The following is a 13,444-nucleotide window of genomic DNA, read 5'->3' on the forward strand; positions in this document are numbered from 1 at the left end:
CGTGGTATTGAAACCTTATCATGTCTCGGAATATCCCTCCAAAAATTTTTTAAGGTAATAAGAATACTGGTCTGTATCAAACTCGTTGCCGCATGCATGTAAGACCCAAGGCTCTTTCTGATGAGGGATGCCCACTATATATCCTTTTTTTCTGAACTCAAAACATTGAGAAGTATCATATAAATGCCATCCGTTAAAAATATCTTTTCGCCATGGAACATCGTACTGAGTCGCCAGTAATAAACCGTCTAATGCTTGAACTGCTTTCACAGTTTCATCAATTTCATCAAATAATAAATAGTTGTACGTACTGCGGTATTCAATGACTTTTCCGGCTTTTTTAGAAGCCTCCCACCAAATCCCGCTTTGCGGCACTTCTTCAGCTCCTATAACGCCTATCATGCCAAGCTGATCATTGTGCTGAAAGACATGGAGAATATCATAAATAAAGGAACGATTGATGATAAATGTGTCCTGATGTAAATACACTTTATATTTTGAGTCAGAGTCCTCCATTGCCGCCTGGTAGCCGGACGCCATACTGTCTGCGTCTCGGATATTGATTAATTTTACCTTCATATGCGGCGGTACAGAAAGAGACTGAATATGTCTTAGACAGAGATCATAAAGGGTATCGTCATTCACACATGTAATGAAGCTAATTGAATTTTCGTTTGTATGCTGATTCATCTTTTCTCTGCCTTTATGACATATTGATAGGCTCTGGCCTCCTCCTCAAGATCTGCATGGTGAATTCCCATGCATGATCTGACATAAGCAAGTTTGCTGATCATTTTTTCATAATAATGAGTCGTAAAAACAATAGGCTCGATTTGGTTGATCTTGTAGCCTGTTTCATGAAACATCTTTTTCATTTCCTCCAAGGTGAAAAAACGGAAGTGTGTTTTATCGAGCAGCCCTGCCTGTATATACGTCCATTTGCCGGACAGCAGACTTTCGAAAATCGAGATATGTCCGATATTCGGGATGCTTGCCAAGATACTCCCTGTTTCTTTTACGTAAGGCTTGATGTTACCTAAAACTGCCCACGGGTCTATTAAGTGCTCCAGAACATCACCGAAGATAATGTGATCAAATGTGTTTTTTTGAAAAGGCAGCTTCAGTGTTTCAATGTCTCCCGTTATTACTTCGTCAATATAATGTGTTGCTTTTTCGGCAGCTGGTGGATAAGACTCGATCCCATAATAGGAGCAATTCGTTTTTTCCTTCACAGCTGCGCCAAACAAGCCTTCAGCACATCCGACTTCAAGAATGGTTTTCGCATGCGGTTCTATCAGATCAAATAGCTGCCAGTTGATGCCTTTGTAATACTCTTTATCTTTTAACTCATACTCTTTCATAGAATCAGCAAGTGAATTTTTATTGATTTCCATGATGTTCACCCCCGGAGCCGGTCTGCATCTTTAGAATATCTTCAAAATATTTTTTGTTGGCTAGCATTCTTGAATCATGGGGACGGTATTGCAATGCCGATTCATTATGCTGATAGGCAAGATGATGCTGGCCGAGTTTATCGTAGCAGACGGCTAATTGCAGGTGGGGAAGCCAGGTCGCGCAGGCGCGGTTTTGAAAAGCCAGGTTTTCTGCTCCTTTGTTTTCTATTGCTTTTTCATACCAATAGACCGCACTTTGAAAATCGTTTTTTTCTAAAAAAGAGTATCCCAGCCTGCAGCAGGTTTCTGCTCTAGGCGGTCCATAGACGAGCGTGTGGAGCACCCAGCTTAATTCTTTTTCCTTCAGCCCCAGTGAATGGTAGCAGTCTGCTAATTTATTGCACGCTCTGATATTATCCTCTACCCATCCCTGCTTCGTTTGTAAAAAACGTAAATAGTACTCAATCGCTTGCTCCATTTTTCCGTGATCACACAACTCGTTCGCATAGTAAAATAAATCTCTTGGAGAAAAATCCTTTCCTGACGAGGCCATTTTTTCATAAATTCGGAGGTTGCGATCTGCGTCATGACTAAGTGGCAGGTGAGAAACCGCTGCATCACTGTGGTGAAGTTTCCCATATACTTCTAGGTATTCATGAACCGCGCCGATCCATTTAAAGCTCTTTTCCCGTTTTACGAGCCGGTATCTCCTTAAGCTGGATGTGACGTTATTTTCTTCATCAAAAGCCAAATGGTATTTCATTGAGACCGCGTCTATATCCGGGTCAAGCGTTATTTTTAAATCCAATAACAGCTCTTGATCTTTCTTGGTAAACACGTCGTCGGCGTCAAGCCATAAGATATAGTCGGATGTCGCCTGCTGAAACGAAAAATTTCGGGCTGCCGCAAAATCGTCAATCCATTTAAAATCAAAGATTCGGTCTGTATAGCGAGCAGCAATGTCTTTCGTCTTGTCAACTGACCCGGTATCCACAATATTGATCTCATCAGCTATCTCCTGCACAGAATCTAAGCATCGGCCAATAACAGCCTCTTCATTTTTTACAATCATGCATAAACTGATTGAAATCACATCGCCACCTCCGCTTTATTCTGTTTTTTCTTTATGGCATGGACAAACATGTAATCAATATGGGCATGTTTTGACAAGTGATCCAAAGACAAACCAAATTGTCCGGCAAGGAATTGAAGTTCTTGTAAAAAGAGCTGTATGTTTGATTCAGTATCGGAGGAATGGGAGGTGATGGATTTTATGTCATAAAGATATTCAGGAAATAGGGTATTTACGTTGCGAGGTGTGATGAAATGTGTGTACGTCGATGCACCACATAATAAAGAGAAAAATGTATCTGAATAGGCAGTATTTGGGATGCTGCAAATCAGCGAGCCAGAAGGCTTTAGATAAACGGCAAGAGTCTCAATTGTATGTCTGGGATTTTTTGAGCAGTTTAAAAGGTCACCGATCAAAATTACATCGAAAAAGGACTCAGGGTAAGGGAGGTCGCATGTTTCCACATCTGCCGAAATGACTTGTTCGTAATAGGGGCTTGCAATGGTCTGCAATAACTCATCCTTTTCAATCCCATACAATAAACAGGATTGCCGGTTCAAAAGCTCTGTCCCCGCAGCTCCCGTGCCGCAACCGATATGTAAGATAGAGTCGGCTTCCGCTGGCACAAGTGCTGTCAGCTGGGGCTGGGAGTCAAAGAATGTTGTTACATCCACCTTCCATTTATCGATGAAGCGTTGCCGGTTTTCTTCATATGATTGACTGATGCTTAAATCTGGATTGCCTGTAAACGTGGCATGACCGTGATGGTGGACAAACGAATCAAGAGCGATTTTTAGCTGATACCCCGCTTGCAGTACGCGGAGGCTTAAATCATCATCTTCAAATGAACCGCCTACAAAACGTTCATCAAAACCGCCGACTTGATCCAACACCTTCTTTTTGACAAGCAGGCAAAATCCGACCAGTCTCAATACAGCTTTTGACCTGCCTCGCTGCTGCAAACAGTAAAGACGAGAAAAATCTTCAATTTCTTCAACGTTTGTATAGTTAACGGGAACTTGCTGCGGACCGCTGACATAATTGCTTACAGGCCCGACCATGCCGATTTTATCATCCTGATAAAGCAGCTTGATCATTGGCTCCAGCCATTGATTTGTTACAACAGTATCATTGTTTAAAAAAAGAATATTGTCCCCTGAGGCAACTTCAAGGCCCTGATTACAGGCTTTTGCGAAGCCTTCGTTCATTTTATTAAAAATTGCCTTAATTGAAGTTATCTGTTTGAGGTAGTCACGTGTACCGTCATGAGAGCCGTTATCTATAACAATTACTTCTATACAGTCATTATTCGTATGCTTCCATATGCTCTCCAAGCATTGTTTTGTTAAAGCTAATTGATTATAAGTCAGAACAATAATACTCGTTTTCACTATAACCTCCGCCCTTCGCCAATATCATTCGGATACTATATGTATATCGTAATGTTCAGACGGAATGATTCTTTCCTGTAAAAAGGAGAATGCTGCTTAAACGTAAAAATGTGAATGGTTTTTTAAAGAAAAAGTCGATGAATTTGTTTTACATTTAGTTTTCCCTTAAGGGGATCAACAAGGTTGGGGAATTCAGGGGAATAGGGATGAGAAGTTGCCTTAACCAGTTTGTATGAAAGTTATATTTAATTCTTTCTGTATTAAATCGTGAATTAGGAGTTATATATTTAAAGGAGAATACCGATGAGGGTATTATTTTATTTAATACGTTTATAGCAGGGGAGAAGGACGAAATATCGGTCAGATAGAAATTTTTATATAGGTTTCGTGACTTTAAAGGGATCAATTATGATTTATAGAATGTTTTTTGTAACTGAAACTAGTTGAGTACTACTTTAGAAAGAATCATCGTGTACATATAAACAATGAGACAACATAATTTAATGAAATGGACATCAATGATGTTTCCAGAACATTTAACGTAGTTTAAATAAGATTTGATTGACGTATCAGAAATTGAAAAACCGTCCTTAGATGAGCAACATATTGAAGAGATGGATCTTCTAGTCTATGAGGCACTTGAATTTAACAAAGAATTGCTATCGAGACTATTTGAGATGCGTCGTAAATCCACAAATAAAATCTGTTTTTGAGAAATGTTTAATTCTTAATATGGTTAATCAATTTAAGTGATTCATTTAAGTCTCTTATAAGCCGGTAAAGCTTACTGGAGGACACAAATCATAAAAATCCCCCCAAAAAAAATTTTGAGGGGGAATAATACATATTTAAGAAGTGTGACCTCTACTTGCAACTTCAAATGAGCCTTTCTCAATAAAATATCCAATATTTTTAGAAGAAGAGATCATTTGCTCCAACACAAGCCCTCCTATATTAAATATGTAATATTTTATCATATTTAAATGAATAAGGAAGATTAATGTTATCTTAAAAAACAAAAAAGCCTCCTGCAAATTATGAGAAGGGTAAGGGAATTATTTTTGAGAATCATATTCCATTGCTTGTTCACAGTCAGAAATCCTTGAGTTGTTCTAGCAAGAGGCAATATTGTTGAATAAGAATAGTTTTAAAGAGGTTATTGTTGTCTTCATATTGAAATAAAGATTAAGTATATTAGAGGGGAGTTGCTTTAATGCATATAACAACAAAAAGGTTATTGATACGTGAATTTGAATTCAAAGATTGGCAAGCAGTATATGAGTATACATCTGATAGTAATGTAATGAAGTATATACCTGAAGGGGTTTTTACTGAAGAAGATGCAAAGGCATTTGTAAATAAAAACAAAGGTGATAACGCTGAAAAATTCCCTGTCATACTAAGAGATGAAGACTGTCTTATAGGCCATATTGTTTTTTATAAGTATTTTGGTGAACATACATATGAAATTGGGTGGGTGTTTAATCCCAATTATCAAAATAAAGGGTATGCTTCTGAGGCAGCCCAAGCTATCTTGGAATATGGATTTAAAGAAATGAACTTACATAGGATTATAGCTACGTGTCAACCTGAGAATATTCCCTCATACCGAGTTATGAAGAAGATTGGAATGAGAAGAGAAGGCTTTTTTAAAAAATGTATTCCAAAAGGCAATGAATGGTGGGATGAATATTATTACGCTATTTTAGAGGAAGAGTGGAATTGTAAGAGGGGTAATGCAGGAATTTGAAACCATAACAGCTATAGAACGTATAGTTTATAGTAAGGCTTATAATGCTTAATATGAATGATGTGAGAGGGGTATCAAAATGCAAATTCATCTCACCAAAAGCGGAAAACAAGACAATCATCATAAATGGTTAGGAACTGTCTTGCTCAGTTGGGGAACATTCGTATTTGCTTTGTTTTTTGCTACTTTAGTCGGTTCAATGGCTAGCCAAGCAGGAGCTTCCAAGCTTTTGAAGCAAGGCATCCAAGCAGGTTTAGTCACATTAATAACTGTCCCGTTGCTCTACATTCTTCTTAAACGGATGTCTAGTAGACCCTTTTATTTTATAGGACTGTCTGGGTGGCGGCAAGCCATTCCGAAAGCCATAATAGGAGCAATATATGTGATTGTACTATCCGGGTCTGGTTTCGCTATCGCCCATTTATTAGGCTGGATCAAAGTTACACAATTTCACTTCTCTGTCCATTTAGTGACAGCATTGCTCTTAAATATGATTATCGCTTTCTTTTATGAAGCTTTTCCAGAGGAATTAACTTTTCGGGGGACGGTGTACTATGCTCTAAATAAGCGTTGGAACTGTTTTATGGCCTTACTCCTACAGCCGATCCTGTTTGTGCTTGCACCAATAACTGTAAGTGGCTTGCAATATATAGTTGGAATTGAATCATCTGCTATCACATTAGATTACATTGTTTTATTGTTGGGTTTTGGATTCATTCTTCAACTCCTGCGTATTGTAACAGGAAGCTTATGGACGTCTATCGCTTTTCATCTATCCTTTCTCGAAAATTCTCGGTTCTTCGTCCTGCAGGGGAAGGAGCGCTTTATTACCTATGAAGAAATTGTTCCGGGAACAGGTGCGCTGTTTGTGATCTTTTTTATGTTGCTTATTGTCGGTACTCTATTATTAATACCTGTTGCAATAACTCGCCGAAATACTATTCAATGGCGGAAGAATGAGAAATGCGACCAAGATGTTTAATTTCTGAGTAGAACAGTAGTTTTAAAGTGATTTTAAGGAGGATCTAGACAATGTTGAAGAAGCATTCATTAAGAAAGAGGTTATGAACATGCAAGTTTTAAGGATCATATTTGTTCATGTCTTGTCCGCGTTATCAGCTGCTGTTGTTTATGTTTTTGGCATTGGTTATGACGGCTACATACCATACTTCCTAATAAGTGTTCTTCTCTTTATCTTTTATTTAATCTTTGCTGCACCTGTTCAATATTTCTTAAATCGCAATCCAAAAAGGTTTAACGCGAAATATTTACTCATATACATATTCTTTTCCTTCTTAGTATGGTTATTCTTCGCTTTCATTACTGATCCAAAAAACACCTTAAACTTTCTGATGGGATATGAAATATACTTGTTTAGTGTCTCACTTTCTGTAATATTTTGGATCTGGGACTCGGTTTTTCTGCAAAACATTGGGAGGGTAGCAGCGTAGCTTAAATCATCACAATCTTTTTCCTTATGCACGGTCAAAAATCCCTTTCATTTACCAAATTATTACACAACAGGGTGAAGGGAGAGAGGGATGAAAAGGGTTAATCGTTTAACTTTGGTTTGCTTAGGCTTAGTCTCAAGTTTTACTCTTCCGAATGCTGAAGCAAAGCTAACGGTGGATTAAACAAATGTAGACTTTGTTTTAATCGACCGGAATTTTGACCTCACTTGGTTAAATTCACAATACACAATAATAAAGACTGTACTCTAATATGAAACTTAGCAGAATAGCTCTAACTGATGGATATTATCAAGGAGCGAGAAAGAATTCCAGGAAGTTATTTGGACTACAGTGCAGCAGATCGAGTAGAAGGTGATCAGTTGGAAATAACAAAAAGTTCAGGCTGCGGCGATGTGTGGATAAAAGGTATTTATGGATTTGAACATGAAGAGCGGGATTATTAAATTCAGCGAGGTCAAGGATCCATTATAAACTTAATGATCATTTTAATTGATCAAAAATAACTAAAAGGTGAGAATATGATTAAATCAAAGTTAAAAACGATTATAGACCAAAGAAAGATCAGTATCCGGAAACTTTCCAGAGATATTGATCATGAGTATCCAACTGTCAGAAAGCTATATAATGACGAAATGGAGCGGTATCCGAGAGAGCTGTTTGATAAAGTCTGTCCCTATCAAAACATCGAACTGCATGAGTTGTTGATATTCCAAAAAGATCATATTCCTAAAGTGAGAATGTCTAAATGAAGATAATGGAGTATATGGAGGAAAGGTTTCAAAACCTCGAATTCATTCCTAGCATCTATAATCAATGGGGCATAGGAATCCATTTTTGTCTTGGGAAAAATATCTATCAACTCAAAGAAAATGAAGAATTGAATCTTAAGAGGTTCCAAGTTGTATATGAGCAAATAACAATCCTTTTTAATGAATTATTTGAACAAAATGATGACATATTCCTCGTAACGAATATGTATAAGCACAAGAAAGAGAAATGTATAAGAAAATTAAAGGTCTATCAACCGTTTCTAAAGTGTAAAAATCATTTGAATCAAATTCTGGTGAAGACATATCCCTACCCTTTCGAAATCAATAAAGCTGAAGAATACGAGATGCAACAATTTTCCTTGTTATGCAAACCTCGAGACTTACGTGTAACTGAATTACTTAAAGCAGCCAGTAACGAGGATTTTCCATTAAAACCGAAATTCGGAGGTTACTCTATTGATTACCCTGATGTTTTCTTTGTGAACATTACAAAAGACATTATTTTCTTTATCTATGATGATCGTGGATGTGAAGTCATAGCTCTTGATTTCAAACGAATACGTCCACTTTATGAAAAATATCACGACTGGGTAGAAGAGTATAAGTACATGTAATACTCTTTTTTAATAGAAACTGAAAAAATCTAAGTTTTATATGGCTCTAGTTCAGTTCGACAAGCCATGGGACAACAGCTAAAATGGTTTTACGTAATTAGGGAAGGATTCTAAAGGTCGGGCTGAGAAATGAATGATTCAATTAGTTGTCCATTTCAAAAAACCATATGCTGATGATGAGGATTGGATTAAATTAAGTGTCAACAGAAAGGGATGGGAAATTTCAGAATTGCTTGACTTTACTTTATGATGAAAGGGGTCGAGTAAGATGGATAAAAAAAAGGATGAAATACAAAGAAAGTATAGGGAGCAAATGAGGGAGAAGAAAGAACGAGAAAAAGAAGATGGCAGTTCACATACTTTTGAAATTGTTGTTGTGCTAGCCATTATCATTTTGATGTTTTTCTTTAATTCGGTTTTCAAGGCTTTTTAGATATTGTACAGATGACTTTCAGGATGTTTGAAAAAATAACCCTTTGAGATATATACCACATGAAAGTATTGAAGGACTTATGAAAATTCAAGAGCTAGTTGAATCGTAATAATTAATCACCAAATAATGGGGATGTAAAATGAAATTGTATAATGAATTTATCAATATAGCTAAAACGTTTAATAAAGAGTTAGACATAATTCCATTATTATATGGATCTTTAGGTCTTGAAAAGGTAACTGGGTTAGACTTTTCCCCAGAAGATATTGATATCCTTATTCCTTTAATTTTTTTAGAGGAAAAGTGGGAAAAACTAAAAAAAGTGATGGAACTGCATGGATACAAAATGGTTGATTTACATGAGCATGAATTTAAGAAAACTAATACAAAAATAGGCATTGCTTACATTGAGGATTTAAAACCATTTGCAGATGTAGACTATAATAACCTAGAGGTTTTTGAAGATGGCGGAGCGAAATATCATTTGCTAACGATTGATGATTACCTCAAGGTTTATAAAAAGTCTTTATTAGATGGTTATAGAAGAAGGAAGAAGAATCATAAAGACCAAAGTAAAATTAACATATTGAATAAATTAATACGGAATTAATTTTTGTATTCTCTTTTGTTTCCAGTCTCAATTAAAATTTTTAAGATTAAAATAAGTTTGAAAGGATAAATCATAGTGTTTAACACAGCCATTAATCCTCAGACAGTCAAATAGCCATTTCTACTCCGGTTGAAAGCGTCTCAATTTTTGCTTCTTATTTATCTTTCCTGTATTGATATATGTATGTAGGGTAGGACTTATAACATAAACTATTCTGCCATTCCTGTTCTTTCAATTCATGACCGGGTTTGCCATCAGCATAAATCTAGGCTAACAGTCTCCATACAGCCTGTGATCACCTTTATCAAACTCTTAAATGCAACTTACCACTAACCAATTCTTATTTCGCATAGATCATCTTTGTCATGTGTTTACACAAGAATCTGTTTTGGACTAATCGTCGTTAACTGATACATGACATTCGCAAATATTTGAGACACTGAATATAACGAAACAGTCAAAAATCAATATTTAATTCATTCTGTTTAAACTTTCTGAAAAAGATGTTGAAAAAGTTGAAAGGATTTTATAATATTAAGTCAAGTTAGTTTGTTCGATCAACAAACTAATAAGATGAACTTTTATTATCCACAAGATAAGGTCTTACTGAATATGGATGGAAGGGGGATAAGAGGATCGATTTAATGGAGCTAAACAATATAAGAAACGAAAGAATGAGGCTTTTATCCTTTTCCAGGTATATAAGGTATGACGAAAAAAGATGAATTTTCTGCTTGCTGATCACCATATTTTTTTGCACTGTTTTGAAAGCGCTTTTATAAAAGTTTACTGACCGTAAATTCGAGAAATTGTTATACCGTTTCACACTGTTCCATATTAAAGGATCGAAAAGGGGAGAAATCATGCTCAGTGAAAATGTAAAGAAGATTAGCATGGTTGAAAAAGTTGGATATGCGTCTGGAGATTTTGCTTGTAATTTAATTTATGCAACAGTGTCTACGTATCTTTTGTTCTTCTATACAGATGTTTTTGGTTTATCGGCAGCAGCAGCCGGTACTATGTTTTTAGTGGTTAGAATAATCGACGCTCTCGCTGATCCTTTTATCGGAACAATAGTTGACAGAACGAACAGCAGATTTGGACGCTTTAGACCGTATCTTTTATTCGGAGCTTTTCCATTTGTCATACTGGCAATACTCTGTTTTACAACACCAGACTTTTCGGATATGGGGAAATTAATATATGCCTATATAACCTATGTTGGCTTGTCGCTTACATACACAACGATAAACGTTCCATATGGCGCGTTAACTTCTGCAATGACTAGAAATAATCAAGAAGTGGTTAGTATAACTTCTGTTCGCATGTTATTTGCGAATCTTGGGGGACTTGTCGTTGCATTTTTTGTTCCCTTACTGGCTGCTTATTTAAGCGATACTTCCGGCAACGAGTCTCTTGGCTGGCAACTAACCATGGGTATTTTGGGAATGATAGGCGGGTGCCTTTTAATCTTTTGTTTTAAAAGCACAAAAGAGCGGGTCACTCTTCAAAAATCCGAAGAAAAAATTAAATTTACGGATATATTTGAGCAGTTTCGTGTTAATCGTCCACTTGTTGTATTAAGTATTTTCTTTATTATTATTTTTGGAGTGAATTCCATCAGTAATTCGGTTGGCATTTACTACGTAACGTATAACTTAGAAAGAGAGGATTTGGTGAAGTGGTACGGTTTGATAGGAAGTTTGCCCGCTTTGGTCATTTTACCGTTTATTCCAAGGCTTCATCAATTTTTGGGGAAAAAGAAATTACTAAACTATGCATTATTACTGAATATTATCGGCCTCTTAGCTTTACTGTTTGTTCCGCCAAGTAATGTTTACCTCATACTTGTCTGTCGATTAATCGCTGCTGCTGGAAGTCTCACTGCCGGGGGATATATGTGGGCGCTTATTCCTGAAACAATTGAATATGGAGAGTACAGGACTGGGAAAAGAATGGGTGGGCTCATTTACGCTATAATCGGATTTTTCTTTAAGTTTGGTATGGCCTTAGGAGGAGTTGTTCCGGGTCTGGTTCTTGATAAGTTTGGATATGTAGCAAATCAGGCACAAACCCCGACGGCATTAATGGGGATTTTAATTACAACAACCATTATTCCCGTGTTCTTGCTGGTTCTAGCTTTAATTGATATTAATTTCTATAACTTAGATGAGAAAAAATATAAAAACATGGTTCGAGAATTAGAGAATAGAGACAAAGTTTATTTAGATCATATTGATGATTTCAAAGCTTAAAAAGAAAATAAACTGAGGAGGAGTCCCAAATGAAAATTACCAATCCAGTACTTAAAGGATTCAATCCCGATCCAAGTATTTGTAGGGCAGGAGAGGATTATTATATCGCTGTATCTACATTTGAGTGGTTTCCGGGAGTCCAGATACACCACTCAAAAGATTTAGTAAATTGGCACTTAGTTGCACATCCATTACAGAGAGTTTCACAATTAGACATGAAAGGAAATCCAAATTCAGGTGGGGTTTGGGCACCATGTTTAAGCTATAGTGATGGGAAGTTTTGGCTGATCTATACGGATGTTAAGGTAGTAGATGGCGCATGGAAAGATTGTCACAATTATTTAGTTACTTGTGAAACGATTAATGGTGATTGGAGTGAGCCGATTACATTAAATAGCTCGGGATTTGATGCTTCTTTGTTCCATGATAGGGATGGAAAAAAGTATTTATTAAATATGTTATGGGATCACCGTATTGATCGGCACTCATTTGGAGGAATTGTTATACAGGAATATTCTGATAAAGAGCAAAAATTAATCGGTAAACCAAAAATTATATTTGAAGGAACTGATAGAAAACTGACAGAAGCTCCGCACCTTTATCATATCGGGAACTATTATTATTTATTAACTGCAGAAGGAGGAACACGGTACGAACATGCTGCTACAATTGCCCGTTCTGCAAATATTGAGGGGCCATATGAAGTTCATCCCGATAATCCAATCTTAACGTCATGGCATGACCCAGGAAATCCATTGCAAAAATGTGGTCATGCATCCATTGTTCAAACACATACAGATGAGTGGTATTTAGCTCATTTAACGGGACGTCCTATTCATCCTGACGATGATTCAATTTTTCAGCAGAGAGGATACTGTCCTTTGGGCAGAGAAACAGCTATTCAAAAACTTTACTGGAAAGATGAATGGCCCTATGTAGTAGGTGGAAAAGAAGGAAGCTTGGAGGTAGATGCACCTACTATACCCGAAACAATATTTGAAGCAACGTACCCGGAAGTTGATGAATTTGAGGATTCAACATTAAATATAAATTTTCAAACTTTAAGGATTCCATTCACGAATGAATTAGGTTCATTGACTCAAGCGCCAAATCATTTACGATTATTCGGTCATGAATCATTGACCTCGACATTTACTCAGGCATTTGTAGCCAGACGCTGGCAAAGTCTCCATTTTGAAGCCGAAACTGCTGTTGAGTTTTATCCGGAAAATTTTCAACAAGCCGCTGGATTGGTGAATTACTACAATACAGAGAACTGGACGGCTCTTCAAGTCACGCATGATGAAGAACTTGGCCGCATTCTTGAATTAACAATATGTGACAACTTTTCTTTTTCACAGCCATTAAATAATAAAATTGTTATTCCTCGTGAAGTAAAGTATGTATATTTAAGAGTAAATATTGAAAAAGACAAATATTATTATTTCTATTCTTTTAACAAAGAAGATTGGCACAAAATTGACATAGCACTGGAATCGAAAAAATTATCAGATGATTACATCCGTGGGGGAGGATTCTTCACAGGGGCCTTTGTAGGGATGCAATGCCAAGATACCAGTGGTAATCATATTCCGGCCGACTTTAGATATTTTCGTTATAAAGAAAAATAATTTGCACATGAAAAAGGAGATTTCTATTTTAGAACTCCTTTTTCATATGAGA

Annotated in this window: 15 protein-coding genes; 11 read left to right on the forward strand and 4 right to left on the reverse strand. The window is 36.6% G+C overall.

Features of this window, described 5'->3' with window-relative positions; genetic code table 11:
* Positions 1–18: 18 nt before the first annotated feature.
* From NST79_RS09815 to NST79_RS09830, 4 genes are read right to left on the reverse strand one after another with little or no spacing between them, the layout of a single operon-like run.
* Positions 19–690 carry a glycosyltransferase family protein gene (locus NST79_RS09815; RefSeq protein ID WP_129138156.1) on the reverse strand — a complete coding sequence of 224 codons (672 nt, stop codon included), beginning with the start codon at positions 688–690 and terminating at the stop codon, positions 19–21.
* Positions 687–1,394, reverse strand: coding sequence for a class I SAM-dependent methyltransferase (locus NST79_RS09820; RefSeq protein WP_212059439.1), 708 nt, complete (start codon positions 1,392–1,394; stop codon positions 687–689). The genes NST79_RS09815 and NST79_RS09820 overlap by 4 nt, the downstream gene beginning before the upstream one ends.
* Positions 1,381–2,487 (reverse strand): glycosyltransferase, encoded by a 1,107-nt coding sequence (locus tag NST79_RS09825; protein ID WP_212059437.1) that lies wholly within the window; start codon positions 2,485–2,487, stop codon positions 1,381–1,383. Before NST79_RS09825 ends, NST79_RS09820 begins: the two co-directional genes overlap by 14 nt.
* A complete protein-coding gene (locus tag NST79_RS09830) occupies positions 2,484–3,860 on the reverse strand; it encodes a glycosyltransferase (RefSeq protein ID WP_212059441.1) in 1,377 nt (458 codons plus the stop codon). The genes NST79_RS09825 and NST79_RS09830 overlap by 4 nt, the downstream gene beginning before the upstream one ends.
* 554 nt (positions 3,861–4,414) lie before the next feature.
* Here NST79_RS09830 and NST79_RS09835 point away from each other — a divergent pair.
* From NST79_RS09835 to xynB, 11 genes are all read left to right on the forward strand, one after another.
* Positions 4,415–4,570: a YolD-like family protein gene (locus NST79_RS09835; RefSeq protein WP_248719476.1), complete on the forward strand. Its 156-nt coding sequence runs from the start codon at positions 4,415–4,417 to the stop codon at positions 4,568–4,570.
* Between the two features lie 500 nt (positions 4,571–5,070).
* The gene (locus NST79_RS09840; protein ID WP_212060434.1) at positions 5,071–5,607 is read left to right on the forward strand and encodes a GNAT family protein; all 537 of its coding nucleotides are present in this window, start codon (positions 5,071–5,073) and stop codon (positions 5,605–5,607) included.
* A gap of 79 nt (positions 5,608–5,686) precedes the next feature.
* Entirely contained in the window at positions 5,687–6,589 is a 903-nt protein-coding gene (locus NST79_RS09845; RefSeq protein ID WP_212060436.1) for a CPBP family intramembrane glutamic endopeptidase, read from the forward strand.
* An 88-nt stretch (positions 6,590–6,677) separates the two neighbouring features.
* Entirely contained in the window at positions 6,678–7,058 is a 381-nt protein-coding gene (locus NST79_RS09850) for a UPF0715 family protein (protein WP_212060438.1), read from the forward strand.
* A 299-nt stretch (positions 7,059–7,357) separates the two neighbouring features.
* Positions 7,358–7,522, forward strand: a complete 165-nt coding sequence (locus NST79_RS09855; protein WP_212060440.1) for a hypothetical protein — start codon at positions 7,358–7,360, stop codon at positions 7,520–7,522.
* 75 nt (positions 7,523–7,597) lie between these two features.
* Positions 7,598–7,828 carry a helix-turn-helix transcriptional regulator gene (locus tag NST79_RS09860; protein WP_015252029.1) on the forward strand — a complete coding sequence of 77 codons (231 nt, stop codon included), beginning with the start codon at positions 7,598–7,600 and terminating at the stop codon, positions 7,826–7,828.
* A complete protein-coding gene (locus tag NST79_RS09865) occupies positions 7,825–8,463 on the forward strand; it encodes a DUF3885 domain-containing protein (RefSeq protein ID WP_212059271.1) in 639 nt (212 codons plus the stop codon). The genes NST79_RS09860 and NST79_RS09865 overlap by 4 nt, the downstream gene beginning before the upstream one ends.
* Before the next feature lie 268 nt (positions 8,464–8,731).
* The gene (locus tag NST79_RS09870; protein ID WP_003231681.1) at positions 8,732–8,896 is read left to right on the forward strand and encodes a hypothetical protein; all 165 of its coding nucleotides are present in this window, start codon (positions 8,732–8,734) and stop codon (positions 8,894–8,896) included.
* A 139-nt stretch (positions 8,897–9,035) separates the two neighbouring features.
* Positions 9,036–9,506, forward strand: a complete 471-nt coding sequence (locus NST79_RS09875; protein ID WP_042975853.1) for a hypothetical protein — start codon at positions 9,036–9,038, stop codon at positions 9,504–9,506.
* An 863-nt stretch (positions 9,507–10,369) separates the two neighbouring features.
* Positions 10,370–11,761, forward strand: a complete 1,392-nt coding sequence (locus NST79_RS09880) for an MFS transporter (protein WP_032725796.1) — start codon at positions 10,370–10,372, stop codon at positions 11,759–11,761.
* Between the two features lie 29 nt (positions 11,762–11,790).
* Positions 11,791–13,392 carry a xylan 1,4-beta-xylosidase gene (gene xynB, locus NST79_RS09885; protein ID WP_167559660.1) on the forward strand — a complete coding sequence of 534 codons (1,602 nt, stop codon included), beginning with the start codon at positions 11,791–11,793 and terminating at the stop codon, positions 13,390–13,392.
* Positions 13,393–13,444 lie beyond the last annotated feature (52 nt).

The organism is Bacillus sp. PS196, from assembly GCF_037963555.1.
Lineage (GTDB): Bacteria > Bacillota > Bacilli > Bacillales > Bacillaceae > Bacillus > Bacillus subtilis.